The sequence below is a fragment of the Micromonospora sp. NPDC005203 genome, from assembly GCF_042872705.1.
GTDB lineage: Bacteria > Actinomycetota > Actinomycetes > Mycobacteriales > Micromonosporaceae > Micromonospora.
Genome location: NZ_JBIAKV010000018.1, coordinates 42,314 through 68,818, shown reverse-complemented (window position 1 = coordinate 68,818; position 26,505 = coordinate 42,314). Strand labels below are relative to the sequence as shown.

29 protein-coding genes are annotated in these 26,505 nt (G+C 70.9%); 22 read left to right on the top strand and 7 right to left on the bottom strand.

What is annotated here, in order from left to right; translation table 11 throughout:
- Positions 1 to 140: 140 nt before the first annotated feature.
- Positions 141 to 1,355, bottom strand: a complete 1,215-nt coding sequence (locus ACFYPM_RS29185; RefSeq protein WP_387203586.1) for an FAD-dependent oxidoreductase — start codon at positions 1,353 to 1,355, stop codon at positions 141 to 143.
- A gap of 159 nt (positions 1,356 to 1,514) precedes the next feature.
- Positions 1,515 to 2,177 carry a PadR family transcriptional regulator gene (locus tag ACFYPM_RS29180; protein ID WP_387203583.1) on the bottom strand — a complete coding sequence of 221 codons (663 nt, stop codon included), beginning with the start codon at positions 2,175 to 2,177 and terminating at the stop codon, positions 1,515 to 1,517.
- A gap of 348 nt (positions 2,178 to 2,525) precedes the next feature.
- Here ACFYPM_RS29180 and ACFYPM_RS29175 point away from each other — a divergent pair, with 348 nt between their 5' ends.
- The 8 genes from ACFYPM_RS29175 (at position 2,526) to ACFYPM_RS29140 (ending at position 7,367) form a co-directional block, all read left to right on the top strand.
- On the top strand, positions 2,526 to 2,750 hold the full coding sequence (locus ACFYPM_RS29175; RefSeq protein ID WP_387203580.1) for a hypothetical protein: 225 nt from the start codon (positions 2,526 to 2,528) through the stop codon (positions 2,748 to 2,750).
- A 30-nt stretch (positions 2,751 to 2,780) separates the two neighbouring features.
- Positions 2,781 to 3,377: a nicotinate-nucleotide adenylyltransferase gene (gene nadD / locus ACFYPM_RS29170; RefSeq protein ID WP_387203577.1), complete on the top strand. Its 597-nt coding sequence runs from the start codon at positions 2,781 to 2,783 to the stop codon at positions 3,375 to 3,377.
- Between the two features lie 110 nt (positions 3,378 to 3,487).
- Positions 3,488 to 3,895: a ribosome silencing factor gene (gene rsfS / locus ACFYPM_RS29165; protein WP_387203575.1), complete on the top strand. Its 408-nt coding sequence runs from the start codon at positions 3,488 to 3,490 to the stop codon at positions 3,893 to 3,895.
- Positions 3,892 to 4,551, top strand: a complete 660-nt coding sequence (locus ACFYPM_RS29160; RefSeq protein ID WP_387203572.1) for a histidine phosphatase family protein — start codon at positions 3,892 to 3,894, stop codon at positions 4,549 to 4,551. Before rsfS ends, ACFYPM_RS29160 begins: the two co-directional genes overlap by 4 nt.
- Before the next feature lie 48 nt (positions 4,552 to 4,599).
- Positions 4,600 to 5,454 (top strand): DegV family protein, encoded by an 855-nt coding sequence (locus ACFYPM_RS29155; protein WP_357378491.1) that lies wholly within the window; start codon positions 4,600 to 4,602, stop codon positions 5,452 to 5,454.
- Between the two features lie 21 nt (positions 5,455 to 5,475).
- Complete coding sequence (locus tag ACFYPM_RS29150; protein ID WP_387203569.1) at positions 5,476 to 6,231, top strand: SDR family NAD(P)-dependent oxidoreductase; 756 nt, start codon at positions 5,476 to 5,478, stop codon at positions 6,229 to 6,231.
- 133 nt (positions 6,232 to 6,364) lie between these two features.
- Entirely contained in the window at positions 6,365 to 6,643 is a 279-nt protein-coding gene (locus ACFYPM_RS29145; RefSeq protein WP_387203566.1) for a hypothetical protein, read from the top strand.
- 349 nt (positions 6,644 to 6,992) lie between these two features.
- Positions 6,993 to 7,367: a VOC family protein gene (locus ACFYPM_RS29140; RefSeq protein ID WP_387203563.1), complete on the top strand. Its 375-nt coding sequence runs from the start codon at positions 6,993 to 6,995 to the stop codon at positions 7,365 to 7,367.
- 122 nt (positions 7,368 to 7,489) lie between these two features.
- Here the strand turns inward: ACFYPM_RS29140 and ACFYPM_RS29135 are convergent, their stop codons facing one another.
- On the bottom strand, positions 7,490 to 7,693 hold the full coding sequence (locus ACFYPM_RS29135; protein ID WP_387203561.1) for a hypothetical protein: 204 nt from the start codon (positions 7,691 to 7,693) through the stop codon (positions 7,490 to 7,492).
- Positions 7,694 to 7,832: 139 nt separating this feature from the next.
- On the bottom strand, positions 7,833 to 8,156 hold the full coding sequence (locus ACFYPM_RS29130; RefSeq protein ID WP_387203558.1) for a hypothetical protein: 324 nt from the start codon (positions 8,154 to 8,156) through the stop codon (positions 7,833 to 7,835).
- A gap of 63 nt (positions 8,157 to 8,219) precedes the next feature.
- Here ACFYPM_RS29130 and ACFYPM_RS29125 point away from each other — a divergent pair, with 63 nt between their 5' ends.
- The 5 genes from ACFYPM_RS29125 (at position 8,220) to ACFYPM_RS29105 (ending at position 13,747) form a co-directional block, all read left to right on the top strand.
- Entirely contained in the window at positions 8,220 to 8,639 is a 420-nt protein-coding gene (locus ACFYPM_RS29125) for a DUF6086 family protein (RefSeq protein WP_387203555.1), read from the top strand.
- Between the two features lie 235 nt (positions 8,640 to 8,874).
- The gene (locus ACFYPM_RS29120) at positions 8,875 to 9,690 is read left to right on the top strand and encodes a helix-hairpin-helix domain-containing protein (protein ID WP_387203552.1); all 816 of its coding nucleotides are present in this window, start codon (positions 8,875 to 8,877) and stop codon (positions 9,688 to 9,690) included.
- A gap of 44 nt (positions 9,691 to 9,734) precedes the next feature.
- Positions 9,735 to 12,110, top strand: a complete 2,376-nt coding sequence (locus ACFYPM_RS29115) for a ComEC/Rec2 family competence protein (RefSeq protein WP_387203672.1) — start codon at positions 9,735 to 9,737, stop codon at positions 12,108 to 12,110.
- A gap of 237 nt (positions 12,111 to 12,347) precedes the next feature.
- Entirely contained in the window at positions 12,348 to 13,328 is a 981-nt protein-coding gene (gene holA / locus ACFYPM_RS29110) for a DNA polymerase III subunit delta (RefSeq protein WP_387203669.1), read from the top strand.
- A complete protein-coding gene (locus ACFYPM_RS29105) occupies positions 13,325 to 13,747 on the top strand; it encodes a hypothetical protein (RefSeq protein ID WP_387203549.1) in 423 nt (140 codons plus the stop codon). Before holA ends, ACFYPM_RS29105 begins: the two co-directional genes overlap by 4 nt.
- 129 nt (positions 13,748 to 13,876) lie before the next feature.
- Here the strand turns inward: ACFYPM_RS29105 and rpsT are convergent, their stop codons facing one another.
- Together rpsT and ACFYPM_RS29095 are read right to left on the bottom strand one after the other, a co-directional pair.
- Positions 13,877 to 14,143 (bottom strand): 30S ribosomal protein S20, encoded by a 267-nt coding sequence (gene rpsT, locus ACFYPM_RS29100; protein ID WP_357244411.1) that lies wholly within the window; start codon positions 14,141 to 14,143, stop codon positions 13,877 to 13,879.
- A 182-nt stretch (positions 14,144 to 14,325) separates the two neighbouring features.
- Positions 14,326 to 15,312 (bottom strand): phosphotransferase family protein, encoded by a 987-nt coding sequence (locus tag ACFYPM_RS29095; RefSeq protein ID WP_387203545.1) that lies wholly within the window; start codon positions 15,310 to 15,312, stop codon positions 14,326 to 14,328.
- A 61-nt stretch (positions 15,313 to 15,373) separates the two neighbouring features.
- On the opposite strand from ACFYPM_RS29095, the gene ACFYPM_RS29090 reads away from it, so the two are divergent.
- From ACFYPM_RS29090 to ACFYPM_RS29050, 9 genes are all read left to right on the top strand, one after another.
- Positions 15,374 to 15,910: a DUF4240 domain-containing protein gene (locus ACFYPM_RS29090; protein WP_387203542.1), complete on the top strand. Its 537-nt coding sequence runs from the start codon at positions 15,374 to 15,376 to the stop codon at positions 15,908 to 15,910.
- Between the two features lie 114 nt (positions 15,911 to 16,024).
- Complete coding sequence (lepA, locus tag ACFYPM_RS29085; RefSeq protein WP_387203539.1) at positions 16,025 to 17,902, top strand: translation elongation factor 4; 1,878 nt, start codon at positions 16,025 to 16,027, stop codon at positions 17,900 to 17,902.
- Between the two features lie 408 nt (positions 17,903 to 18,310).
- Positions 18,311 to 18,595: a GlsB/YeaQ/YmgE family stress response membrane protein gene (locus ACFYPM_RS29080; protein ID WP_099857898.1), complete on the top strand. Its 285-nt coding sequence runs from the start codon at positions 18,311 to 18,313 to the stop codon at positions 18,593 to 18,595.
- A gap of 800 nt (positions 18,596 to 19,395) precedes the next feature.
- Positions 19,396 to 19,680, top strand: coding sequence for a GlsB/YeaQ/YmgE family stress response membrane protein (locus tag ACFYPM_RS29075; protein ID WP_099857898.1), 285 nt, complete (start codon positions 19,396 to 19,398; stop codon positions 19,678 to 19,680).
- A 248-nt stretch (positions 19,681 to 19,928) separates the two neighbouring features.
- Complete coding sequence (locus ACFYPM_RS29070) at positions 19,929 to 21,215, top strand: sugar ABC transporter substrate-binding protein (protein WP_387203535.1); 1,287 nt, start codon at positions 19,929 to 19,931, stop codon at positions 21,213 to 21,215.
- Positions 21,212 to 22,198, top strand: coding sequence for a carbohydrate ABC transporter permease (locus ACFYPM_RS29065; RefSeq protein ID WP_387203533.1), 987 nt, complete (start codon positions 21,212 to 21,214; stop codon positions 22,196 to 22,198). Before ACFYPM_RS29070 ends, ACFYPM_RS29065 begins: the two co-directional genes overlap by 4 nt.
- On the top strand, positions 22,195 to 23,025 hold the full coding sequence (locus tag ACFYPM_RS29060; RefSeq protein WP_387203530.1) for a carbohydrate ABC transporter permease: 831 nt from the start codon (positions 22,195 to 22,197) through the stop codon (positions 23,023 to 23,025). Before ACFYPM_RS29065 ends, ACFYPM_RS29060 begins: the two co-directional genes overlap by 4 nt.
- 197 nt (positions 23,026 to 23,222) lie before the next feature.
- Positions 23,223 to 23,864, top strand: a complete 642-nt coding sequence (locus tag ACFYPM_RS29055) for an MOSC domain-containing protein (RefSeq protein WP_387203527.1) — start codon at positions 23,223 to 23,225, stop codon at positions 23,862 to 23,864.
- 132 nt (positions 23,865 to 23,996) lie between these two features.
- Complete coding sequence (locus ACFYPM_RS29050) at positions 23,997 to 25,190, top strand: low temperature requirement protein A (protein ID WP_387203524.1); 1,194 nt, start codon at positions 23,997 to 23,999, stop codon at positions 25,188 to 25,190.
- 15 nt (positions 25,191 to 25,205) lie between these two features.
- Here ACFYPM_RS29050 and ACFYPM_RS29045 read toward each other — a convergent pair whose 3' ends face one another.
- Entirely contained in the window at positions 25,206 to 26,387 is a 1,182-nt protein-coding gene (locus ACFYPM_RS29045) for a low temperature requirement protein A (RefSeq protein ID WP_387203520.1), read from the bottom strand.
- Positions 26,388 to 26,505: the final 118 nt, after the last annotated feature.

Here is a 26,505-nt window from a genome sequence, read left to right as displayed (position 1 = left end):
GGGGTGGCGGGTGGCCGTGTCTCGCGCCTCGCGGCGCGTGATCCACTCGACTTCACGAATATCGCGGGGTCCGGGACGGTTCGACACCCCGATGTCCCGGACCCCGAGTCGATCAGCAAGGGCTACCGTGCAGCCGTAGCTCAGCGCAGCGCGAGCTCCGTCGTGACCGGGGTGTCCCACTCGATGACGTAACGCTGCTCGTGGGCGGTGGTCTTCTCCGGGTCCATCACCGTGCGTACCATCAGCGGCATCAGCAGCGGCATCAGCGTCCGGGCGACCGGCCCCGGCGCCTTGGCGTGGTTGATCCGGGCCGCGCGGGCGGCGACCTTCTCCACCCTGGCCCGGCGCAGCCGCACGTACGCGTCGAACGCCGCCGCCACGTCCGGCAGGTCCCGAAGGCAGCGGGCGAGCTGCACCGCGCTCTCGATGGCCAGCGAGGCACCCTGCCCGGAGCTGTTCGACGGTGCGTGCACCGCGTCGCCGACCAGCACCATCCGGCCCCGGTGCCAGTGCGGCACGGGCGGCATGATCTGCAACGAGCCGGCCACCTGGAGCCCGTCGGCGTCGCTCGTCGCCATCAGCTCCCGGCCCGGGTCGTCGTCGCCGTAGCTGGTACGCAGCGTTTCCCACCACTGTCGCGCCGGCACCGCACGGGCCTCGACGAGGCTCATCGGCCGCTGCTGCGGCAGGTTGGCGCCCCACCGGGTGCCGCCGCCGGGCTCCGGCCAGTACAGGTAGTAGCCCCGTTGCCCGAACGCGAACGTCATCGTGCCCGGCTCGACGTCCACCTCGTGCCGGGCGACCGCCTCGAAGCTGAGCAGCCCGGTGAACCGGGGGCCGGGCGCGGCCGGGTCGATGAGTCCGCGGACCGTGGACCGGATGCCGTCCGCGCCGACGAGGATGTCGGCGGTGGCGGTGCTGCCGTCCTCGAACCGGGCCGTCACGCCGCTGTCGCTCTGCTGGGCGTCGACGAGCCGTTTGCCGTACGCGAACGAGACGCCCTCGGCGACCGCCCGCTCGTGTAGCGCCCGGTGCAGCTCGGCCCGATGCACCACCCGCAGCGGCGGCACCCCGGCCAGCGTGGGCAGGTCGATGCGGCGACGGCCCACGGCCATCGCGCTGCGCTCGATCGGGGTGGCGGCCGCCGTCACCGCCTCGTCCGCGCCGACCAGGCGCAGGGCCGCCACGCCGTTGGGCGCGAGGGCGAGGGTGCCGCCGATGCCGCCGACCCCGCTGGCCGTGGCGGGGTACGCCTCGTAGACGGTGGCGGTGATGCCGGCTCGGCGCAGCGCGAGCGCCGTCACCGGTCCGGCGATGCCGCCGCCGATGACGATCGCGGTTCGTACCGTGGTCATGGTCTCTCCCTGGGTGTGCTCGGTTCGTGCGCGTGCGAACCGACCTGGGAGGGAGCCCGGCTATCCTCTGGTTGCCGCTTCGGGCCGGGTGCCTTCCCAGGTGTCGGTTCGAGGTAAGGGCTCCGGCGGGGTGTTGGCGCACCCCGCCGGAGCCGTTTGTCAGTCGGTGGTCTCCGCGGTCGGGGTGCTGGTCCTCTCAGCCAGCCCGGTCAGCTCGGCCGGCATCTCGCCGGTCTCGTGGAAGGCCCGCCAGGTGTCCAGCCCCGGATAGCTGCCCGACGTCAGCTCGGCGAGCAGGGCACGCAGCCAGGTCGCCTCCGCCGCCCGCAGGGCCAGGTCGTACTCCGACTCCACCAGGAACAGCCGCGGGATCTCCCGCAGGTGCGCGTCGAGCGTCTCGCGGTCCCGCCGAAGCGCGTCGTCGAGCAGGTCGAGCCGCTGACGGAGCAGGTCGGTGGCCTCGTCGGGATGCAGCGCGGCGAGGACGGACAACCCGGCCCGGAAGCGGGGATGCTCCGGCATCGGGGTGGAAACCAGCTCGCGGGCCCAGTCGACCAGCTCGGCCCGTCCCGCGTCGGTGATCCGGTAGACGGTGCGTTCCGGGCGTCGGCCCTCGCGAACACTCTCCATCGCGTCGATCAGGTGGTGTTTGTCCAGGTTGCGGATCACCGTGTAGAAGGATCCCCACTTGAACTCCATGTCCTGGTCCTTGCCCCAGGCGCGCAGTGCGGTAGCGATCTCGTACGGGTGCATCGGCCGCTGGACCAGGGCGGACAGCACGGCCAACGCCAGCAGATTGCTGACCTTTCGCCGCTTCGGCACGATGCCCTCCAGGCTCGCTCGCTTCCAATTACTCGTCTACAAGTATATGCACACGAGTAATCCCTCGCGAGCCCGCGCGTGCCCTGACCTTGGGCGTGCCCTGACCTTGGGCGTGCCCTGACCTTGGGCGTGCCGTGACCTTGCGCGTGCCGTGACCTTGGGCGTGCCGTGACCTTGGGCGTGCCGTGACCTTGCGCGTGCCGTGGCCGCGCGCCTCGATCACCGCGCCGCGGCCCCGCGCGTGGTGATCGACTCGGTTTTCTTAAGGTCGGGGTGTCAAGGCCGGTCTGACGCACCGATTTCCTGAAACGCGAGTTGACCACCGCCGTCGGGGGGGCCGATTCCGGCATGTCGCGGTATCCCGGCGGGCCGGGGCGGGCGCTCAGCCGGGCCGGGGTGGGCGCCCGGGTCGGCGAGGACCTCACCCGGGTCAGGGTGGGCGCTCGGCCGGGGTGGGCGCTCGGCCGGGGTGGGGCGCTCGGCCGGGGTGGGGCGCTCGGCCGGGGTGGGGCGCTCGGCCGGGGTGGGCGTTCAGCCGGGACGTGGCGAGGCCCTCACCCGGGCCGGGGCTGACTGGCCTGGCGGTCGGCCTACGATCATCGGGTGGAGGAAGATATCCGGCGGATCGGGATCATGGGTGGCACCTTCGACCCGATCCACCACGGTCACCTCGTCGCGGCCAGTGAGGTGGCGGACCGGTTCGGCCTGGACGAGGTGGTCTTCGTCCCCACCGGCCAGCCGTGGCAGAAGGCCGACGAGCCGGTCAGCCCGGCCGAGGACCGCTACCTGATGACGGTCATCGCCACCGCCTCCAACCCCCGCTTCCAGGTCAGTCGGGTCGACATCGACCGCGGCGGGCCGACCTACACCGTCGACACGCTGCGCGACCTCCAGGCCGAGTACGGCCCCAAGGTGCAGCTGTTCTTCATCACCGGCGCGGACGCCCTGCAACGGATCCTGTCCTGGAAGGATCTGGACGAGATCTTCGAGCTGGCCCATTTCGTCGGGGTGACGCGGCCCGGCTTTCCGCTGACCGACAAGCACCTTCCGGCGGACACCGTCAGCCTGATCCAGGTGCCCGCGATGTCCATCTCGTCGACCGACTGCCGCGCCCGGGTGGCCCGGGGTGAGCCGGTCTGGTATTTGGTGCCCGACGGTGTGGTGCAGTACATCGCCAAGCGGAGCCTCTATCAGCGCTGACCACGCCGGATTCCGGCGGTTTTGTGCATTTAACCGACCAGAACTGCACGGTCGGGGCGTCGCCGGGTATGAGACGCTTGGAGGATCGCACGCTTGATCGAAGGAGAACGGTGACAGTTTCCGAACGCGCCCACGAGCTGGCAATGGCGGCCGCGCAGGCCGCCGCTGACAAGAAGGCGCAGGACATCACGATCATCGACGTCGGCGACCAGCTCGCCATCACCGACGCGTTCGTGCTCGCCGCTGCCCCCAACGAGCGTCAGGTGCTGGCCATCGTGGACGCCATCGAGGCGAGCCTGCTCGAGCTGCCGGACAAGGCCAAGCCGGTCCGGCGCGAGGGTGAGCGTGGTGGCCGCTGGGTGCTGCTCGACTACGTCGACATCGTGGTGCACGTCCAGCACACGGAGGAGCGCGAGTTCTACGCGCTCGACCGCCTCTGGAAGGACTGCCCCACCATCCCGTTCGTCGATCGCGACCTGGTCGAGGCCGACGCCAGCGGGTCCGCCGCCGCCGAATGACCCGACTGATCGTCTGGCGGCACGGCAACACCGACTGGAACGCCGCCAACCGTGTCCAGGGACAGACCGACGTACCCCTCAATGAGCTGGGTCGCGACCAGGCCCGCGCCGCCGCGCCGCTGCTCGCGGCGCTGCGGCCCGACGCCATCGTGGCCAGCGACCTGAGCCGCGCCGTGGAGACCGCCGCCGCGCTCGCCGCGTTGACGGGGCTTCCGGTTCGCACCGACGCCCGGCTGCGCGAGCGGCACTTCGGTCAGTGGCAGGGTCTGCACCTCACCGAGGTCGCCGAGCGTTTCCCCGAGGAGTACGCCCGCTGGCGGGCCGGCGACCCCGATCCGGGCGCGGATCTGGAGCCCCTGCACGACCTCGGCGAGCGAGTCGGCACCGCGTTGCGGGAAGCAGCCGACGCGGCACCCGGCGGCACTGTGGTGATCGCCACCCACGGTGGCGGCTCCCGGCAGGGCATCGGGCACCTGCTCGGCTGGGACACCGGCGTGCTGCGCACCATCGGTTCCCTGGCCAACTGCCACTGGAGCGAGCTACGGCACGACGACCGCGCGCCGACCATCGGACGTCCGCAGGACGCCCGTGGCTGGCAGTTGCGGGCGCACAACGTCGGCCTGGTCACCGCGCCGGTCACCATCGACGCGATCTGAGCGCTCGCGCTTCGGCGTCGGGGCTCTCGATCGGCTAGCGTGCCGAGCATGCCCGTCGCGGTCGTCATCGACTCCACCGCCTATCTTCCGCCTGAGCTGTTGCAGGCGCACCGGCTGACCGTGGTCCCGCTGACGGTCGTGCTCAACGGCGCGGAGGGGCTGGAGGGGGTGGAAACCCAGCCGGCCGATGCCACCGTGGCGCTGAGCGCCCGGCGGGTCACGGCCACCACCTCCCGCCCGGCGCCCGACCAGTTCGCCCGGACGTACCGTCAACTGCTCGACGCCGGCGCGGACGGAATCGTCTCGGTGCACCTCTCCGCCGCGCTCTCCGGCACGGTTGAGGCCGCGCGCCTGGCTGCGGCCGACCTGGACGGCCGGGTCGAGGTCGTGGACAGCCGTTCCGCCGGCATGGGGCTGGGCTTCCCGGCCATCGCGGCCGCCACCGCCGCCGAGGGCGGCGTCGACCTCGCCGGGGTACGCGACGCGGCGCTCGCCGCGGTCGCCCGCACCGACGTCTACTTCTACGTCGACACGCTGGAGTTTCTCCGCCGGGGCGGCCGGATCAACGCGGCCGAGGCGCTGTTCGGCACCGCCCTGTCCGTCAAGCCGATCATGCACATGCCGGACGGGGCGATCGTGCTGCGCGAGAAGGTCCGCACCGCCAGCCGGGGAGTGGCCCGGCTCGTGGACCTGGCCGTCGAGGCGGCCGGGGACGACGACGTGGATCTCGGGGTGCACCACCTGGCCGCGCCGCAACGGGCCGAGGCGCTGCGGACCGCGCTTACCGAACGGCTCGGTGCGCGGCTGCACGACACGTACGTCTCCGAGGCGGGCGCGGTCGTCGGCGCGCATGCCGGCCCGGGGCTGGCCTGCGTGGTCGTCCACCGCCGACCGGGGCGCTGAGCGGTGCTCACCTCGTGTGTGGTGACCGGCGGTGGTCGCGGCGTCGGTCGGGCCGTGGTGGAACGTCTGGTGGCGACCGGTGCCACAGTCGTGGTGTTGGAGCGCGACGCCGACGCGGCCGACTGGTTGGCCGGGCACCCGGCCGCCGACCGGCTCGTCGCGGTGTTCGGCGACGCCGGCGACGAGCGGGTGGCCGAGCACGCCGCCGAGTTGGCCGAACGCGCGGCGCCGCTGACCGGCTGGGTGAACAACGCGGCGGTGTTCCGCGACGCCGCGCTGCACTCCGCGTCAGCCGACACGGTCCTGGACCTGATCGGGCTGAACCTGCGCCCGGCCGTGGTGGGCGCGGCGGTGGCCGTCCGCCGGTTCCTGGCCCGCGCCGCCGGCGGCGCGATCGTCAACGTCTCGTCGCACCAGGCCCGCCGGCCCGTGTCCGGCGCCCTGCCGTACGCGACGGCGAAGGCCGCCGTGGAGGGGCTGACCCGGGCACTGGCCGTCGAGTACGGGAAGCACGGCATCCGCGCCAACGCGGTCGCGCTCGGGTCGATCGCCACCGAACGGCACACCGAATTCCTGGCAGCGCAGGAACCCTCCCAGGCAGAGTGGATCGACGCCGAACTGACCCGGCTGCACCCGGTGGGCCGCATCGGGCGGGCCGACGAGGTGGCCGAAGCCGTCGCGTACCTGCTGTCACCTGCGGCGAGCTTCGTCAACGGGGTGGTCCTGCCGGTGGACGGGGGACGGGCCGTGCTCGGCCTCGACCCGGAGGCCCGCTGACCCCCTGCGGGAGCCTTGGTGCGGTGATCGCATTCGTTACCGGCTGCGGGATCGGTCACCCGGTTGAGCCTGGCTACCCTCGGCGATCGTGGAGGATCGTGGGCAGTACGTGAGGTATCAGGAGGACCGGGCCGTGCTGGCGGCGATCGGGGCTCGACTTGATCAGCAGATCAGTCGAATCAGCGTGCGGCTGCCGCGGTCGCTGGCTGAATCGGCGGTCGCTGCCTGGGATCGCGAGGAGCCAGGTGGGATCGGCGAGGAGAGCCGCGCAGAGTACGAGCTGCGGGACGACGCCGCCGAGTTGGCTCTCATCGGCCTCGCGATCAGATCACGAGGTGTGCGGGACGGTCAGGAAGTCGTCGTCGAGCTGGATGTCGTCCAGATCGCGGCGGCGCTACGGGCTGCCCTGTAGCCGGGTCGTAACGGGCGGAGGACTTGCGCCTCTGCGGGGCCCCCTTCGGGCGACGGAGCTGTTCATCGCGAAGCGGGCCTTGGATGCTCAGTGGACTCGGGCGCTCGACACACCGTGGCGGGCAGGCGGGTGCCTGGAGTGCCGCGGACGCAACGACTGCCCACAACGTGGGCCTACCCCCGGGAGGTTCTGGCTACTTCAGCCACCACGCCGAGATCGACGCGATGTGTGCGTCGCTCGTGCGGGATCCGGGGCGTCGGTGCCCTCGGGGGTTTTGTCGTTGGTGGCTGGGCGAGCGCTGTGAGCTTCCGGTCGGGTCTTCGGATCGACCGGGAAGAAGACGGTACGGATGACAGTCACGTTCAACCACACCATCATCGCCAGCAAGGACAAGAGCGTCTCGGCCGCGTTCTACCGGGAGCTGTTCGAGCTGCCCGAAGCGCCGTCGTGGGGGCCGTTCGTCAACGTCCTGCTGGACGAGGGTGTGCTGCTCCAGTTCGCCGAGCCGCCGGTGGACATCCAGATGCAGCACTACGCGTTCCTCGTCGATGACGAGATGTTCGTGCGGTGCCTGTCGTTCGTCGAGGGACGCGGCATCACGTACTGGGCCGACCCGCGGTTGAAGCGGGAGGGGGAGACCAACACCGAGCACGGTGGGCGGGGCTTCTACTTCTTCGATCCGGCGGGCCACGCGATCGAGATCATCACCCGGCCGTACCTGTAGTGACCGAGGTCGGCGGCGGCGCACCCGCTCGTCGAGGAGGGTGTCGGCCCTGGTGCCTAGTCCACCGGGCCGGCACCACCCGCCCTACGGTCCGTGCCTGTGACTGCCCTCCACACCGGGCCTCAGGACCGCCTCTTTCTGGTCCAGATGAGGTAGGCGGCGCAGGCGATCAGCATGAGTACGGCGATGGTGGTCCAGGCCCACCGGGCGAAGTGCTCGTCGGCTACGAACGCGTGGATGCCGGCCAGGACGGCGAGCGCCAGCGGGCCCAGGCCGAACCACTCGGAATGCTCGGAGAAGGTCAGGTCCTTCAGCGCCTGCCGCATGCGGCCAAGTCTAGGTGAGGACGGCCCGGAACACGGCTGGGGGAACTGGACGATGCCGCGTCCGCCGCTACGACACATCACCAGCCGCCTGCCGGAGACCCTGCCGCCTGTCCGATCACCACTCACATCGATTCACGCCTTAGCACGATTCGTCGGCCACCCCGCTGTAGCCGCGTAGTCCGTGCTGCCGAGCCAGCTCGTAGATGTCGTCGAGATGGCCGAGCATCCTTACCGGAAGGGTGCGTAGCACGTACCTCGCCGCGTCGTCGGGCGCGTCGACAAGGTCGTGTTCGGTCGGTTCGAGGACGTCCACCAGATCGGGCCAGCGCGACAACAGCTCACCTCGGAAGCAGGTGACGTCGGGGTGCGGTTGGAGGACGTCGGTCTCGCCGTCAGCCAAGCCGTCGTAGATCTCGCCGGGGTCGCCCACGCCGACCTTCCAGAACGCGAAATCACTGCTCACGATGATGCTCCCCGACTGCTGGGACGGTGACCGGTCACTTCGGCCAGCTGCGATCATGGTGCGGTGAGCAAGTGTTTTCAGGTCGGTGATCTGGTGCTGTGGAACCCGTCCAACACTGTGGCGCAGTTGTTCTTCCGCATGACCGAAGCGATGGTGCCGGTTGCCGGGTGCCCATCGGGTGTCGGACCGGATGTCGGCCGGGATGAGTACCAGATCGCCCCGGACACCTTCGCGGCGTTCGTCGACGTCCTGACCGCGCGGTACCTGTCGACAAACCACCCCATCCTCAAGTCCATGATCGAGGGGTATCTGTCCACGGCACTTGTGCTGGTCCGCCGTAGCGGCCTTGACGTCCCGGCACTCGACCAGCCAGTCACCCGGGCCAGCCGGGACATCTCGCTGCGGGACGCGTTCGACCCGGACGCCGACCGACAACGGCTCCTGAGCCTGGCGGCGAGCCATGCAATGGCAATGCCCGACTGAGACGGCGTACCCGGGGCACTGAGGGCTGTAGCAACCCGTCGGCCGTCAGCCTCCCTACCGAGCCGCGAGCGGTTTCGATGGCCCGTGCGGTGGCTGCGCAGCCCGGCGGGGGCCCACCTGCTGAGACCGTTAGCAGATCTGTGCTTGATCAGGGAGTTGTCCACAGTGGCGTTGGTTATCCACAGGACGGCGCCGCCACACCCCACCGCCTTCGCCGTCGCCATAGCGTCGCCCTGTGTCACACGACGAGGAGACCGAGGTACGCCAGCGCCTGCGCCGGCTGACGGACGCGCCGCTGGACGTGTCGTCATCCCTGGCCGGGGCAACGCTCGTGGGCGTACCTCCGGCTGGGGTGCTGCCACCCCGGGCCGGGGCACCGATGGCGGAGCCGGACGCGGCCGTACCCCTTGCCGCGGAAGGCCCGGTGGCCCCGCGGCTGTCCGGGCCCGGCGCGTTCGATCCAGGGCGACGCGGTGTGCGGGCGCTGGCTGTCGTCGCGGCGGTGGTGGTGCTGGCCGCCGCCGGATGGGCCTGGCGGTCCCGGCCGCACGCCGAGCCGGTCGCGCCGCTGGGCAGCGAGGCCGTAGCGGTCACTCCGGCGGGCGACCCCAGCGCGTCCGGCTCCGGTGAGCTGGTGGTGGCGGTCGCCGGCAAGGTCCGCAGGCCCGGGTTGGTGCGGTTGCCGGCCGGGTCCCGGCTCGCCGACGCGGTGCAGGCGGCCGGCGGCCCACTGCCCGGGGTCGACGTGGCGCTGCTCAATCCCGCCCGCAAGGTCACCGACGGCGAGCTGATCGTGGTCGGGCTGACGCCGCCGCCGGTGCCGGGCGGCCCGGCGGCGGGCGGTGCGACACCGGCCACCGGACCACTGAACCTCAACACCGCCACACTGGCGCAGCTCGACGCGCTGCCCGGCGTCGGGCCGGTGCTCGCCCAGCGCATCCTCGACCACCGGGACCGACACGGCGGGTTCAAGGCCGTCGGTGACCTGCGTCAGGTCGACGGGATCGGCGACGCACGGTACGAGCAGCTCAAGGACCTGGTGTCGGTGTGAACCGCCGCCCCGTCACCGGCAACCCGTCGCCGCCGGACGGCTCCGTGAGCGGTGCCGACAACCAGACCTCGCCACCGGATCTGCGGCTTGCCGGGCTGGCCGTGGCCGCCTGGCTCACCGCGCTCGCCGGCCTGCATCTCGGCACCCGCTCGCTTCTGCTGGTGGCCGGGGTCGCGGCCATCCTGACCACGTGCGCCGCCCTGCACCTGCTCGATCGCCTCGGCCGCCCGCGGGCCACCGCGCGCCGTTACGGCTGGATCGCCGTCGCGGTCGGCCTCGGTGTGGTCTGCGCGGGGGCGGCCACCGCAGCCCGGCTCGCCATCCGGGACGCTCCGCCGATCCGTGCCCTGGCCGAGCAGCGCGCGCTGGTCACCGCCGAGGTGGTGGTCCGGGACGATCCGCGCCCGATCCGTTCCGCCGGTCGGCCGGGGATGCTGCTGGTGCCGAGCGAGCTGATCCGGCTCACCGGCCCAGACGGTCGACGACTCCACGCGTCGGTGCGGCTGCTCGTGCTTGCCGCCGACCCGGCCTGGCGTGGGCTGCTTCCCGGGCAGCGCGTCACCACCGACGGCCGGCTCGGCGTCCCCCGCGGTGGTGACCTCACCGCGGCGGTGCTCAGCACCAACGACCCGCCCGAGCGGCACGGCGCGTCCTCTTGGCCGCAGCGCGCCGCCGGCACCCTGCGTGCCGGCCTGCAACGGGCCTGCGCGCCGCTGCCCGACGACCCGGGCGGGCTGCTGCCGGGGCTGATCGTGGGGGACACCAGCCGACTGCCTCCCTCCGTCGAAGAGGACTTCCAGGCCACCGGAATGACACACCTCAATGCCGTTTCGGGGAGCAATGTCGCCATCGTGGTGGGTGCGGTGTTGTTGCTGGCCCGGTGGGGGCGGGCCGGTCCGTGGCTGGCCGTCGGGCTCTGCGGGGTGGCGCTTGTGGGCTTCGTCATTCTGGTCCGCCCGTCACCGAGCGTCGTACGAGCCGCGACGATGGGGGCGATCGGGCTCGCCGCGCTGGCCGCAGGTCGTCCCCGCGCCGCGCTGCCCGCGTTGGCCGCCGCCGTCGCCGTGCTGGTGCTGGTGGACCCGGAGTTGGCCGGGGATCCCGGGTTCGCGCTCTCCGTGCTGGCCACCGGTGGCCTGCTGCTGCTCGCCGCACCCTGGCGGGACGGGCTGCGTCGGCGGGGCGTGCCGCCCGGCCTGGCGGAGGCGCTGGCCGTGCCGGCGGCCGCGCAGCTGGCCTGCGGGCCGGTCGTCGCCGGCATCTCGGGCACGGTCAGCCTGGTCGCGGTGCCGGCCAACCTCCTCGCGGTGCCGGCCATCGCGCCCGCGACCGTGCTGGGTGTGCTCGCGGCGATGGTGTCACCGATCTGGCCGCCGGGTGCCGAGTTCCTCGCGTGGCTGGCGAGTTGGCCGGCCTGGTGGCTGGTGGTCATCGCCCGCCAGGGCGCCCGGCTGCCGGGCGGCACCCTGCCCTGGCCCGGCGGCGTGCCGGGGGCGCTGCTGCTGACCGCGGTGACCGTCGCGCTGCTGGTCGCGATGCGCCGGCCCCTCGTGCGCCGGCTGGTGGCGGTCGTCGGCGTCGCCTCGGTGCTGGGCGTGCTTCCGGTGCGGTTGGTGTTCGCTGGCTGGCCGCCGCCGGGGTGGGTCGTGGTGGTCTGCGCGGTGGGCCAGGGCGATGCCGTGGTGTTGCCGGTCGCCCCCGGTCGGGCGGTGGTGGTCGACGCCGGGCCGGAGCCGGGTGCGGTGGACGGTTGCTTGCGTCGGCTCGGCGTACGCGAGGTGCCGCTGCTGGTGGTCAGCCACTTCCACGCCGACCACGTGGGTGGGGTGGCCGGGGTGTTCCGGGGGCGACGGGTGGACGCCGTATTGGTGCCGTCCTCGACTGATCCGGAGAGCGGCCGGGACCTGGTCCGGGCGGCGGCGACTGTCGGGCGGGCCGCGCTGCTCACCACCGTGGCCGGCGCGCGTCACCCGATCGGGGGCGTCGACCTGCTGGTGCTCGGCCCCCCGTACCCGCTGGCCGGCACCAGGTCCGACCCGAACAACAACTCGCTTGTGTTGCGCGCCACGGTGGGTGGAGTGCGGATCCTGCTGCCCGGTGACGCGGAGACCGAGGAGCAGCACGCGCTGCTGACGCGGACCACGCCCGGCCAGTTGCGGGCGGACGTGTGGAAGGTCGCCCATCACGGGTCGGCGTACCAGGATCCGGCGTTCCTCGACGCGGTAAGACCTGCCGTCGCCCTGGTGCCGGTGGGCAGCGGCAACACCTACGGCCACCCGAATCCGGGGCTGCTCGCCCGGCTGAACAGGGGCGGCACCCGGGTGCTGCGCACCGACACGGACGGTGATGTGGCTGCGGTCCGTACGGGCGAGGGTCTCGCGGTAGCCCGGCGAGGGGTGCCTGCCGGCAGGGGGCAGTGAACCGCGCTGACCGTCCACTCGCTGATCGACTCGGGATCGCTGACCTCGGGGTGTCAACGGCGGTCCGACACCACGGCCTCCTTGATGCCGGGTGGATCACGAACGAGTCTCCGATTAATCGGGCGACTTGTTAAAGAAAGGGGGAATTGACTTGGATGTCGTGATTTGCGCTGTGTGCGGGCTGCGCCGACCAAGCAGCGAATGAGCAGGCATGATCCCGACGCCGGCCGTGCGAATATGGGCGGCGTGACCGCCGCCGACCTCGCCCCCATTCTGCTCGTCCTCGGTGACGAGGAGTTGCTCGCCACGCGCGCGGTCACCGAAGCTGTCGCGAAGGTGCGCGGCGTCGACCCCGAGGTGGACGTGCGCGAATACCAGGCGAGCGCGCTCACCGTCGGCGAGATTGCCGAGATGCTCAGCCCTTCGCTGTTCGGCGGGCGGCGGCTGCTGGTCCTGCGCTCGGGCCAGGACGCCCGCAAGGACCTGGTCGCCGCGCTGCTGGCGTACGCCAAGAATCCCGACCCGGACGTCCAACTCCTGGTGCTGCACCTGGGCGGCGCCAAGGGCAAGGCGTTCGCCGACGGGCTGCGCGCGGCCGGCGCCACGGTGATCCCGGCGACCAAGCTCAAGGGACACCGCGACCGGGTGGCCTTCGTCCGGGACGAGATCCGCCGAGCCGGCGGGAAGTGCACCGACGACGCCGCCGAGGCGCTCATCGCCGCGGTCGGCAACGACCTGCGCGAGCTGGCCGCCGCCTGCTCCCAACTGATCGCCGACACGGACGGGCGGATCAGCGCCGACGCGGTCGCCCGTTACTACCGGGGCCGGGTCGAGGTGACCGGCTTCACGGTGGCGGACGCCACCATGGTCGGTGACGTGCCGGGGGCACTGGAGGCGCTGCGCTGGGCCCTGCATGTCGGAGTCGACCCGGTGCCCATCGCCGACGCCCTGGCCGACGGGGTACGCACGGTCGCCCGGGTGGCGTCGGCCGGGCGGGGTAACGCGTACCAGCTCGCCAGCAGCCTCGGCATGCCCGCCTGGAAGATCGAGCGGGCCCAGCGACAGGGGCGCGGCTGGACACCGGAGGGCCTGGTTCGGGCCATGCAGGTCGCCGCCGAGTGCAACGCGGCAGTCAAGGGGGGCTCCGACGACCGGGCGTACGCCCTGGAGCGGGCGGTCTTCTCGGTTGCGGCAGCCCGGCAGGGCGGCATCAGGTGACCGGGACGAACCGTCCGGCCTGGGCCACTGTCGCCGTCGACGAGGAGCGTTACCGGCCGCTCTACGCCCGACTCCTCGGCCTGCGGTTCGTCAACCCCGGTGGCGTGCTGTGCTTCCTCTTCTTCGAGGGCACCATCGCGCTGGCCGTGCTGCTCGCCCTCGCCGAGTTGGTCACCTGGTGGGCGGTACTTGTGCTGCCTGTCGTGGTGGCGGCGATGGTCAAGCTCAACGACGTGGTGGCCGCGATCGTGGTCCGTTCCGCCGCGCTCGTGCCCGAGCAGGAACGGGATCGTTTTCGCCGGCAGATGGAGCCGGTGGTCGGCCGAGCCCAGGTGGAGTGGATCTCGCACAGCGTCAGCGGCGTGGTGGTCACCGCCGATCCGGTGCCGCCCACCCGCCGCGCCGGCCCCGCACGCTGAACCCGACCCTGTCAGGTCGAACCGACGTCAGACTGAGCGGCCGGCGTCGGAGCGAGCGCCGGTCTGCAGACACACGGAAGCCCCGGGCAGATGCCCGGGGCTTTCCGAATCAGTCTGACGATGAAGTCGTCAGGCGGAGAGCGACACCACGCGCTTTGCGATCGCGGACTTGCGGTTCGCGGCCTGGTTGGAGTGGATCACGCCCTTGCTGACGGCCTTGTCCAGCTTACGAGAGGCGTCCAGCATGAGCGCGGTGGCCTTCTCGACGTCACCGGCCTCGGCAGCCTCGTTGAACTTCCGGACGGCGGTCTTCAGCGACGACTTGACCGACTTGTTGCGCAGCCGGGCCTTCTCGTTCTGCCGGTTGCGCTTGATCTGGGACTTGATGTTCGCCACGCGACAGCCTCGTCTTGATAGCTCGGGTTGGTCAGCTTATGCGCGTGATGACGAACATGCGTCATCGCTGCGCGAAGAACCAGGTTACCAGGTCGCCCGGGGACGAGCCAAAACGGCCCGGTCCTCGTGCGGACGGACCTGGCCCGTCGGGGATCAGCCTACGCCCCAGCCGTCGCGACGGCTCACCGCCAGCCCTGCCGGTGGGCCAGCCAGTCGAGGGACTGCTCACCGCTCCACCGCTGGTGGGCGGGTAGGTGCGGCGAGGCGGTCGGGGGTGCCGCCGCGGCGCCGGTGAGGTAGTAGCCGGCCAACGCGGCCAGTGTCGCGTCCAGCGCGTCCGGGGGCGCACCCACCGCCGCCGGGTGCGTGGCGAAGAGTCGGTCCGCGTCCAGACCGCTGGCGTACGCGGTGAGCAGCAGCCCGGCCAGGTCGAACCAGGCCGGCCCGGAGCAGACCCAGGTCCAGTCGCAGAACCAGGCTCGGCCGTCCGCGCCGATCAGCACGTTGTCGACCCGCAGGTCGCCGTGGATCAGGCCGGTCGCCCCGGCGGCGTACCAAGGGAGGCGGGACTCCAGCGCGACGAGTTCGGGCAGCCGGCCGAGTGCGGAGGCGGGCAGTGGTGGGGTCGGCTCGCGCCCGGTGGCGACCTCCTCCCACCAGAGGATGTCCGAGCGGGCCAGGTCGGCCAGGTGCGGAAGGCCGAGCGCGGTCAGCTCGGCCGGCGGGTCGGCCAGGGCGGCGGCGACCTCGGCGTACCCGGCGAGGGTCGCGTCCAATTCGGCGGGCACCCAGGGCAGGTGCGGGGTGTGCCCGTCGACGGCGTCGGTGCACAGCACGAACCAGCCCGCCGCCGACAGCGTCCACCGGGCGCGGGGCGCCGGCAGGTCGGCCGGCAGCCGGTCCAGGATCGCGGCCTCTCGGGCGTACCAGTCGACCAGATGCGGTTGCTCGGCGGCGGGTGCCGCCTTCACGAAGGCCCGGCCACCGTCGGCGGTGTCGAGCACCGCGGCGAAGCCGCGGGTGAAGCCCGCGCCCGCGACCCGGGCGGTGACGACCGGCGCGCCGAGGCGGTCGGCGACCGCGGCCCGCAGCGCCGCCGGCAGCGTCGGCCACGACGGGCGCAGCGCACTCGCGTGGTAGGGCACCGGCGGCAGCGAGGGAGGGGACACCACACCATGCTGCCCCGGGGTACGTGCGCGACGCGCGGCGACACTGCCAGACTGCCAACCCATGAGGACCGAGGACTTCTGGCAGCTGATCGACGAGGCGCGGGCTGGCGGTGGGGGAGAACCCGGGCCGGTCGCCGCGCGGGCCGTCGCGCTGCTCGCCGCGCGCGATCCGGAGGACATCGTCGGGTACGCCCGGCACCAGACGCGGGTGCTGGCCGCCTCGCACAAGGCTGACCTGTGGGGCGCGGCGTACCTGATCAACGGTGGTGCCTCGGCCGACGGCTTCGAGCACTTCCGGGGCTGGCTGATGACCCAGGGCCGGGCGGTCTTCGCCCGGGCGGTCACCGAACCGGACTCCCTGGCCGAACTGCCCCAGGTGCGGGCGGCCTCGCTCAGCGGCGAGGAGTTCTCCGCCGAGCGGATGCTGTCGGTGCCCTGGGACGCGTACCGCAAGGCCACCGCGACCGAGTTGCCGGCGGACCGCGACCCGGTGCGGACGCCGGACCTCAACGACTTCTGGGACTTCGACGACGAGGAGGAGGCGCGTCGCCGGTTGCCGCGACTCGCCGCGCTCTTCGTCGAGCCGCCGCTGGAGTGAGGGCCACGGGCCGATCCGTCGCCCGCGCAGCGGGCGGACCCCGGCGGCGTGGGAACATAGAGGGGGTCGGCGGCGCGCCGGCCTGTTCACGTCAGCCGACCAGAACGGACCGCTGTGCCACCGAAGCTCGATCCCGGCGCGAATGCTCCTGGTTCCACCGACCCCGGTCGCATCCGGAACTTCGGCATCATCGCCCACATCGACCACGGAAAGTCGACCCTGGCCGACCGGATGCTGCAGCTCACCGGTGTGGTCGACCCCCGGCAGATGCGCGCCCAGTACCTGGACCGGATGGACATCGAGCGCGAGCGCGGCATCACGATCAAGAGCCAGGCCGTCCGCATGCCGTGGACCATCCGCGAGGGTGAGCGGGCCGGCGAGCACGCGGTGCTCAACATGATCGACACCCCGGGGCACGTCGACTTCACCTACGAGGTGTCCCGGTCGCTGGCCGCCTGCGAGGGCGCCGTGCTGCTTGTCGACGCGGCGCAGGGCATCGAGGCGCAGACCCTGGCCAACCTCTACCTGGCGCTGGAAAACGACCTGCGCATCATCCCGGTGCTCAACAAGATCGACCTGCCGGCCGCCCAGCCGGAGAAGTACGCCGAGGAGCTGGCTCACCTGATCGGCGGCGACCCCGCCGACTGCATCCGGGTTTCCGGCAAGACCGGCGAGGGTGTGCCGTACCTGCTCGACGAGATCGTCCGGCAGTTCATCCCACCGGTCGGTGACGCCGAGGCGCCCGCCCGGGCGATGATCTTCGATTCGGTGTACGACGTCTACCGCGGCGTCGTCACGTACGTCCGGGTCATCGACGGCCGGATCAGCGCCCGGGACCGGATCAAGATGATGTCCACCGGCGCGGTGCACGAGCTGCTGGAGATCGGCGTCATCTCGCCCGAGATGGTCAAGGCCGAGGCGCTCGGCGTCGGCGAGGTCGGCTACCTGATCACCGGTGTGAAGGACGTCCGGCAGTCCCGCGTCGGCGACACGGTCACCATCAACAGCCGGCCGGCGGCCGAGGCACTGGGTGGCTACAAGGACCCGAAGCCGATGGTCTACTCCGGGCTCTACCCGATCGACGGGTCCGACTACCCCAACCTGCGTGAGGCACTGGACAAGCTCAAGCTCAACGACGCCGCCCTGGACTACGAGCCGGAGACCTCCGGCGCGCTCGGGTTCGGCTTCCGCTGCGGCTTCCTCGGCCTGCTCCACCTGGAGATCATCCGGGAGCGGCTGGAGCGCGAGTACAACCTCGACCTGATCTCCACCGCGCCCAACGTGGTGTACCGGGCGATCACCGACGACGGCGAGGAGATCGTCGTCACCAACCCGAGCGAGTACCCCACCGGCAAGATCGCCGAGGTGTACGAGCCGGTCGTGCGGGCCACCGTGCTGACGCCCAACGACTACGTGGGCGCGGTGATGGAGCTCTGCCAGGGCCGCCGCGGCACCCTGCTGGGCATGGACTACCTGTCCGCCGACCGGGTGGAGCTGCGCTACACACTGCCCCTCGCGGAGATCATCTACGACTTCTTCGACCAGTTGAAGAGCCGCACCAAGGGCTACGCCTCGCTCGACTACGAGCCCTCCGGCGAGCAGGCGTCCGACCTGGTGAAGGTGGACATCCTGCTGCACGGCGAGCCGGTGGACGCGTTCAGCGCCATCGTGCACAAGGACAAGGCGTACAACTACGGCGTCGGCATCGCCGCCAAGCTTCGTACACTGATCCCGCGCCAGCAGTTCGAGGTGCCGATCCAGGCGGCCATCGGCAGCCGGGTCATCGCTCGGGAGACCATCCGGGCGATCCGCAAGGACGTGCTCGCCAAGTGCTACGGCGGTGACATCAGCCGTAAGCGCAAACTGCTGGAAAAGCAGAAGGAAGGCAAGAAGCGGATGAAGATGGTCGGCCGCGTCGAGGTGCCGCAGGAGGCCTTCATCGCCGCCCTCTCCTCCGACTCCGGCGACGGCAAGGCCGCCGGAAAGAAGTAGGTCGCGCTTCGTACGTGCCCGGGTGCCCTGTGCGCCCGGGCGCGTTCGTGTTCGGTGGCGTCCTCCGCTGCGGTGTGAGGGCCTGTCTCGTCTCTCCGGCCACGTTGGGAGTGCCGTTCCGGTTGCCGCCTCGGGGGTCTGGTGGTCGCCCCTTGGAGCGCCGGGTGCGGTGCTGTGACCGCCGGGGCGGAAATTTTTCTGGCCGTCGTCGTAGGGCGCCCGGGTCGACGAAACGGGCTCCCACCTGTGTGGACGCGGCTCCACGCCAACCGACGCAGCTCCGGGACATAGACGACTGGCGCTGTCTCTTGAGGTGAGTCGGTTTGGGCTTTCGTTGGGTCGGGCAATTAGTGGTCACGACAGGAAGCACACCTTGTGTGTCGAACATTCTTTTGAAGGAGGGTGGCCGTGGAGCTCACCGTGTGGGGCATCATCACTGCGATCGTTGTTGGTCTCATCGTCGGCGCGCTGGGCCGCCTGGTTGTTCCGGGCCGGCAGAACATGCCGATCTGGTTGCACCTGCTGATTGGTGTTGGCGCGGCCCTGCTGGGCACCGTTCTGGCGCGGGCCATCGGCATCGCGACCGAGACGAGCGGCATCGACTGGGCCGAGCTGCTGGTGCAGGTCGTGGTGGCCGCGATCGCGGTCGCGTTGGTGGCCGGTGTGGGTGGCCGCCGCCGCGTAACCCGGTAACACCAGCACCACCCCACGTATTACGCAGCATCTCCGATGGGCGCCCGGCCAACAGGCTGGGCGCCCATCGGCGTCTGCCGTTGCGGTGGTCGGTCGTCGGTCCGTCGGTGTCGTGCTGTTGTGGTGGTCGGTCGTCGGTCCGTCGGTGTCGTGCTGTTGTGGTGGCCGGTCGTCGCGCCGTTTCTGTTGTGGCCGCCCAACCGTGGCGTCCGCCAAGCGTCGCCGGCGCCTCGCCGGGCGTCCCTGGCGTGTGGGATCGCGGAGATCCACTCGGTTTCCGTGATGTCGGGGTGTCCCGGTGGGTGTGATGCCGCGAGATCAAGCAAACCGAGTGGATCACGCGGCTTCGCGGCTCCAGGCGCAATTCGGCCGTCGGTTGCGGGGCCCGGACTGGCCGCTCTGTGTCCGGGGGGCGGGGGCCTAGCGGCCCTGCGAGGCCGGCGGCAGGCGGCCTGGCGGCCGGCGGCCCCGGCTGCGGGGGAGCCTGACGGCGCTGCGGGCCTGGCGGCTTGGTGGCCGGCGGCCTGGCGGCGCTGCGGCCCGGGCTGCGGGGGAGCCTGACGGCGCTGCGGGCTTGGCGGCTTGGTGGCCGGCGGCTTGGCGGCGCTGCGGGCCTGGCGGCCTGGCGGCCCCGGCTCGTGGGTGGGGTGGCGGGGTGCGCGGTGGAACGTGTGCCTGTCAACCAAGTCGAGATCGTCTGGTGGGCTAAGTCGGTTTGGATTTTCGTTGGGTCGGGCAATTAGTGGTCACGACAGGAAGCACACCTTGTGTGTCGAACATTCTTTTGAAGGAGGGTGGCCGTGGAGCTCACCGTGTGGGGCATCATCACTGCGATCGTTGTTGGTCTCATCGTCGGCGCGCTGGGCCGCCTGGTTGTTCCGGGCCGGCAGAACATGCCGATCTGGTTGCACCTGCTGATTGGTGTTGGCGCGGCCCTGCTGGGCACCGTTCTGGCGCGGGCCATCGGCATCGCGACCGAGACGAGCGGCATCGACTGGGCCGAGCTGCTGGTGCAGGTCGTGGTGGCCGCGATCGCGGTCGCGTTGGTGGCCGGTGTGGGTGGCCGCCGCCGCGTCACCCGATAACGACCTGGCAACACCTGGCGCCACTGCGCCACGCTAGGACAGCGCGACTGAAGGAGCGCCCGGCCCAGAGCCGGGCGCTTTTTCGTGCCATGTGCCCGACTTCAGCCCGATGTCAGAGCATCGGTCGTCGGGCCGCTGCGATACCGTCGCCTCGCTTCGATCAGTCCTGCCCACTGTCGTAAAGGAATTCTTCGTACTAGGGTGCGGCGGAGAAGGTTAGTTCCAGGCGGCGTGAGGGGAGAAGTGGCGTGAACAGGTGGAAGCGGTTGGCCCCGGTCACCGCCATGGTGGCCTCGGCCGCGATGGTGCTGACCGGCTGCGGGGGTTCCGGTGAGGACGCGGCCGACGACAGCAAGCTCACGGTCTGGATGATGGGCGAGGGCGGCGACGCGCAGAACGCCTTCCTCGATTCCGTCGAGACCGAGTTCCGCCAGAAGCACCCCGACACCGACGTGGTGGTGCAGTACATTCCCTGGCTCGAAGCGCCCAAGAAGTTCCAGGCCGCGCTCGCCGGTGGTGAGGGACCGGACATCACCGAGCTGGGCAACACCGAGACGCAGGGGTGGGCTGCCCAGGAGGCCCTCGCCGACGTCAGCCCTCGGATGGGCGGCTGGGCCGACGGCAAGGACCTGCTTCCCGACCTGGTGCGCAATGCCCAACTCGACGGCAAGCAGTACGGCGTGCCCTGGTACGCGGGTGTGCGCGCGATCTACTACCGCACCGACTGGTTCGCCGAGGCCGGCGTACAGCCCCCGAAGACCTGGGACGACCTGGTCACCGTGGCAAAGGCCGTGCAGGCGAAGAAGAAGGGCACCTACGGCATCGCTCTGCCGGGCAACTCCGAGCTGCCCTTCTACTCCTTCCTCTGGGGTGCCGGCGGCGAGATCGCCAGCAACCAGGGCGGCACCTGGAAGTCCGGTTACACCACGCCGGAGGCGCAGCGGGCGGTCAAGTTCTGGACCGACCTGGTGACCGTGCACAAGGTGGCCCCGCCGGCGGCGGCAGGCTGGAACGAGATCGACGCGCGCACGCAGTTCGCCACCGGCAAGGCCGCGATGGCGTTCGCCGGCAGTTGGCAGCAGGGCGCCATCAAGAAGGACAACCCCGAGATCGAGAAGGTCTGGGGTACGTTCCCGATCCCCGGCCCGGACGGCAAGGCGGCGCCCGGGTTCGCCGGTGGTTCGGACGTGGCGATCTGGAAGGACAGCGAGCGGCAGGACCTGGCCTGGGACTACCTGACCGTGCTGCTGAACAAGAAGAACTCGCAGAGCTTCGCGAGCAGCCTCGGCTTCTTCCCGGTCTACAAGGATCTGGTCGCCAGTGACACGTACGCCAACGACAAGGTGATGGCGGCGTTCGCCACCACCATGCAGAACACCAAGCTCACGCCGCTCACCCCGAAGTGGGTCGAGGTCAGCCGTACCAAGACGGTGACCCAGGCGATGAACAGCTCGGTCATGAAGGGTCAGAAGACGGTCGAGAAGGCTACCGCCGACGCGGCCGGTGAGATGGAAAGCGTCCTCAACGCCAAGTGAGCGCACAGACAACAAGCCCGGAGACGGCTGCCGCGCGGGAGACCCCCGCGCGGCGGCGTCGCCGGGTGGACCGCCTGCCCTACCTGCTGCTCCTGCCCGCACTGGTGATCATCGGGGTGCTGCTGCTCTGGCCGCTCGGCCAGGTGGTGGTGATGTCCTTCTACCGCCTGAACAGCGTCCGGCAACTGCGCGGCGACCGGGAGTGGCCGTGGGTGGGGCTGGGCAACTACGCCGACATCCTGTCCGATCCGTTCTTCCTGACCGTGCTGCGCAACACGGTCCTGTTCGCCGCGGCGAACGTGCTGCTCACGATGGTCCTCGGCACGCTTGTCGGGCTGCTGCTCAACCGGCTCGGCCGCAAGATGGCGACCTTTGTGGCCAGTTGCGTGATGCTGGCCTGGGCCACGCCGGCACTGACCGGCACCATCGTCTGGAAATGGATCTTCGACGACACGAGCGGCCTCGTCACGTGGCTGTTCAACGCGTTGCCCGACGGGCTCTCCGACAGCCTGTTCGGTCGCAGTGACTGGACCGGCTACGGCTGGTTCAACTCGCCGCTGCTCTTCTTCGCCATCCTCACCCTGGTGGTGGTCTGGCACTCGTTCCCGTTCATCGCGGTGAGTGTGCTGGCCGGTCTGAAGAGCGTGCCGAGTGAGCTGCACGAGGCGGCCCGGGTGGACGGCGCCAGCCCGTGGCGGGTCTTCTGGAAGATCACCTTCCCGCTGCTGCGGCCGGTCTTCGGGATCCTGATCGTGCTCTCCACCATCTGGGACTTCAAGGTGTTCACCCAGCAGTTCGTCCTGGCCGGCGGCACCCAGGACCGGCCGACGTTCATGCTCGCCATCTACTCGTACGCCGAAGCCTTCTCCCCGCCGCCGAAGTACGGACTCGGCGCGGCCGTCGCGGTGATCCTCACGCTGATCCTGCTCGTGGTGACCGGCTTCTACGTACGGATGGTGCTCAGGCAGGAGGACGAGTCGTGAAGAAGGTAGCCCTCAACGCCACCGGGCTGCTGGTCGCGCTCTTCGCGGCGTTCCCGGTCTACTGGATGATCTCGACCTCGCTGAAGCCCAGCAACGAGATCTTCTCGGCCACCCCGCAGCCGGTGCCGACCCACCCGACGCTGGCGCACTACCGGGAGATCCTGACCGGCAACCTGATCCCCGGCGTGAGCTTCTTCGACTTCTTCCTCAACAGCGCGCTCGTCGCGGTCTCCACGGTGGTGCTCAGTGGCCTGGTCGCGTTGCTGGCCGCGACCGCGGTGGCGCGGTTCCGCTTCAAGCTGCGGACCAGCTTCCTGATCATGCTGCTGGTGGTGCAGATGATTCCGCTGGAGGCGTTGGTCATCCCGCTGTTCCTGATGATCCAACGGCTGGGGCTCTACAACACCCTCCCCAGCCTGATCCTCACGTACCTCGGTTTCTCGCTGCCGTTCGCGGTCTGGATGCTGCGCGGCTTCGTCGCCGCGGTGCCCAAGGAACTGGAGGAGGCGGCGGCCATCGACGGGGCGAGCCGGGCCCAGATGTTCCGGCGGATCCTCTTCCCGCTTGTCGCGCCCGGCCTGGTCGCCACCAGCATCTTCTCCTTCATCACGGCGTGGAACGAGCTGATCTTCGCGTTGACGTTCATCAACGACCAGGGGAGCTACACGCTGCCGGTGGCGATGACGTTCTTCTTCGGCCGCGACGACACCAACTGGGGTCCGGTGATGGCCGCGTCCACCCTGTTCACCCTGCCGGTCATCATCTTCTTCCTGCTGGTGCAGCGGCGGATGGTCTCCGGTCTGGTGGCCGGCGCCGTCAAGGGCTGACCGGCCCGCAGGTGACCGGCCCGCAGGTAGCCGGCCCGCAGGTGACCGGCCCGCAGGTAGCCGGCCCGCAGGTAGCCGGCCCGCAGGTAGCCGGCTACCTGCGGGCAGCCGGCCTGTTCATGGCGAACAGGAGAGCACTTCCTCTTCGGGGGTGCGGTGGTGCTCACCGGTATCGACGCATCGTTAGGCTGACGGTCATGACGGGCAGGGTGGCAGCGATGAACCTCGGCATCGTGACCGAGGCGCAGTGGGCCGGCGACGCGAGCGGTCGCAGCGGCATCGACAAGCGGCCGGTGGACGGCCCGGTGCTGGTCCGCGCCGACGGGGTGGTCGGTGACTTCATCGGCGAGCGAGCCCATCACGGTGGTCCTGACCAGGCGGTCTACGCCTATGCGGAGGAGGACGCCGCCTGGTGGGCGGCCGAGTTGGGCCGCGACATACGGCCCGGTGGTTTCGGGGAGAACCTGTCCACCTACGCGGTCGATGTGACCGGCGCGGTGATCGGCGAGCAGTGGCAGGTCGGTTCTGCCCTGCTCCAGGTCACCAAGCCGCGGACGCCCTGCACGACCTTCGCGGGGTTCTGGGGTGTACCGGATCTGATCAAGCGGTTCACCGCGCGGGCGATGCCCGGCGCCTACCTACGGGTGCTGCGCGAGGGCGAGGTCGGCCCGGGTGACCCGGTCGAGGTGGTGGAGCGGCCCGCGCACGGTGTGACGATCGGCGAGGTGTTCCGGGCCACCAGCCTGGAGCCGGACCTGCTGCCCCGGCTGCTCGAAGCGGAGGACCTGCCGGAACCGATCCGGGAGAGGGTCCGCCGCCGCCTCGCCTCCCGCGGCTGAACGCGGGGTCCCGACGACACGCGACAGTCCGCTCCGGGCTGGCTGGCCGCCGGCGAGAACCTGAGGACGGGGCCGACGGTTGCCCGTATTGTCCCTACCGGGGGCGTGCTGCGGGGGGCCGGGTGGAGCGCGATGTCGACGGCGACGGACAGCGATGCCACGGCGGCGTCACCCCCCGATCCGGGCCTGGAGCGTCCGGCCTTCCTGGAACTCTTCTTCGACCTCGTCTACGTCTTCGCGCTTGTCACCCTGGCGACCGTACTGGCCGACAACCTCAGCTGGACCGGCCTCGCCGAGACGGTGGTGCTGCTGCTCGCGTTCACGATGATCTGGGCGCTGACCGTCTGGGGGGCGGACAGCGTCGACCTGACCCGCCCGTCCGGTCAGGGGCAGTTCATCTGGGTGGCGTCGGCCAGTCTGCTGTTGGCCGCGCTCGCGGCCGACGCGTACGGCGATCGTGGATTGCCCTTCGCGACCACGTACGTGGTGATCCACCTCAGCTCCTCGGCCTACTACGTCGTGGTCGTCTCGATCAGGAGACCTCCGCGTCGCAGCATCCGGATCCAGATCTGGGAGGGCATCGCCGGCATCGGCTGGATCGGTGGGGCGCTCGTCGGCGGTTCGGGGCAGTTGGCGATCTGGGCGCTCACTGTCGTCGTCGAGTATTCCGCAGCCGTGTTCGGCTGGCCGGTGCCCCGGATCGGTCGGTCCCGAGCACGTGACTGGCGGCTGGTCGGCGCCCGGGTGGCCGAGCGGTACCGGCAGTTCGTCATCGTCGCGCTCGGTGTCTCGATCTTCGTCACCGGCACGACCTTCAGCGCGAGCGAGTACACGCTGGAGCGTGGCTGGGCGCTGCTCGTCGTGTTCGCCACCGTCGTGTTGATGTGGCGGATCTACATCTACCGTGCCGGTGAGCTGCTGACCGACGCGATCGCCCGATCGACGAACCCGGCGCTGCTCACCCAGTCCGCGGCGGCCACCCACCTGATCATGGTGGCCGGAATCGTCGGCGCGGCGGTCACCAGCCACCTTGTGGTGAGCCGCCCGCTGGGCGAGACCCCGCCCGCCTGGGCGGCGGTCATCCTCGGCAGCCCCGCGTTCTATCTGCTCGGCCGGGGCGTCCTCGACTTCACCGTCTTCGGACGGATCTCCCGGTCCCGGCTGGCCGGTGTGGTGCTGCTGGCGTGCCTGGCACCGACCACACCCCTGTTGCCGCCGATCACGGTCGCGCTGCTCGCCATGACGGTGCTGCTCCTGATCGCGGTGGCGAACCTGGTGAGTACCCGCCGGCACGCGCGGGCGCCGGCACCGCCGATGCTGGGGTGAACACGCCGCCCCACATCATGGCGCGGCGGCCCGGACCGGATGGTGTCGCGCGGCCAGCCCCTCCCCGAGCAGGGTGAGCAGCAACACCAGGTTCGCCAGCACCAGGGCGGCCAGGGGCGGGAGCAGAAGTGTGGCGGGCGCCAGCAGGGCGCACAGCACCACGATCGCCAGCACCCGGGACCAGAGGGTCCGGCCGGTCACCACGGCATCGAACAGCACGGTGCCGAGCAGGAACAGGGCCGGTCCGCCGAGGATGGCGGCCATCAACGCGACCGGGGCGGAACCGAACGGCCGATCAATGACCAGCGAGGTGCCGGTCGACACCAACACCACCCCGGCCACCACCACCAGGTGGCTGTACGAGGTGGAGGTGCCGGGGCGGACCCGCTCCACAGTCGCGACGCTGGGTGGGGCCAGGATCCGCTGGACCCGTTGGAAGTAGAGCTGGAACAGCAGGACCCCGCTGACGAACGCGACCGCGCAGGTGGCCACCCGGCCGGCCGTGAACCCGCTGTCGGCCAGCCCCATGCCGGTGCTCAGGATCAACTCGCCGAGCGCGACGATGAAGATCGCCCGGTGCCGCTCGGTGAGGTGCATCCCGGTGAAGATCTGGCTGGCGAGTTCGGTGCGCCCCAGCCTCGGTGTCGGCCAGCCGAACCGGGCCGAGCCGAGGTCGACCACCACCGCGAGCGACCAGAGCACCAGTCGAGCCGTCTCGTCCACGAACACGCCGGCCACCCACGGCGCCACGGTGATGCCGAACCAGAAGAACACCCGGATGCTCCGGGCCTGGATCGGGCGGTTCACCCGGGTGCCGGGGATCAGGACGGCGTCCCGGACCAGGTGGATGCCGAAGTACGCGGCGACGAACAGCCACCCGTACCGACCGAAGGCGTACGGCGTGGCGATGGCCATCAGCAGGGTGCCGAGCATGACCAGCAGGGCGGTCGCCTGGATGATCGGCAGCCGGGGGTTGAACAGGTCGGTGAGCCACGCGGTCAGCACCCAGACCCACCAGGCGGCCAGCAGCAGAACGGCCGTCTGTAGCGCACCCCGGACGGTGAGGTCGGCGGCCAGGCTGGCGGCGAGCCGGGAGAACATGAAGATGTAGACCAGGTCGAAGAAGAGTTCCAGGAAGGTCGGGTACGCCTGCTCGCCCCGGCGGCGGAGGATCCGGGGGAGCGGAGCGGACGTCACTGCGACTGCCTCCTGTGCCACCCCGCGCCCTCCGGCGGGGGCGCCCCGACCTGCGCACCCGCCACGCTACCGACAGTGTGGTCTCCGGTGGTCGGGAACGGGCTCGGTCCGAGCGGTC

What these genes read in the sequence shown, in the direction of transcription:
- ACFYPM_RS29185 (WP_387203586.1), bottom strand. Translation starts at nt 1,355, where the DNA reads ATGACCACGGTACGAACCGCGATCGTCATCGGCGGCGGCATCGCCGGA.
- ACFYPM_RS29175 (WP_387203580.1), top strand. Translation starts at nt 2,526, where the DNA reads ATGTCGCGGTATCCCGGCGGGCCGGGGCGGGCGCTCAGCCGGGCCGGG.
- ACFYPM_RS29160 (WP_387203572.1), top strand. Translation starts at nt 3,892, where the DNA reads ATGACCCGACTGATCGTCTGGCGGCACGGCAACACCGACTGGAACGCC.
- ACFYPM_RS29155 (WP_357378491.1), top strand. Translation starts at nt 4,600, where the DNA reads ATGCCCGTCGCGGTCGTCATCGACTCCACCGCCTATCTTCCGCCTGAG.
- ACFYPM_RS29140 (WP_387203563.1), top strand. Translation starts at nt 6,993, where the DNA reads ATGACAGTCACGTTCAACCACACCATCATCGCCAGCAAGGACAAGAGC.
- ACFYPM_RS29135 (WP_387203561.1), bottom strand. Translation starts at nt 7,693, where the DNA reads ATGCGGCAGGCGCTGAAGGACCTGACCTTCTCCGAGCATTCCGAGTGG.
- holA (WP_387203669.1), top strand. Translation starts at nt 12,348, where the DNA reads ATGGGCGGCGTGACCGCCGCCGACCTCGCCCCCATTCTGCTCGTCCTC.
- ACFYPM_RS29090 (WP_387203542.1), top strand. Translation starts at nt 15,374, where the DNA reads ATGAGGACCGAGGACTTCTGGCAGCTGATCGACGAGGCGCGGGCTGGC.
- ACFYPM_RS29055 (WP_387203527.1), top strand. Translation starts at nt 23,223, where the DNA reads ATGACGGGCAGGGTGGCAGCGATGAACCTCGGCATCGTGACCGAGGCG.
- ACFYPM_RS29050 (WP_387203524.1), top strand. Translation starts at nt 23,997, where the DNA reads ATGTCGACGGCGACGGACAGCGATGCCACGGCGGCGTCACCCCCCGAT.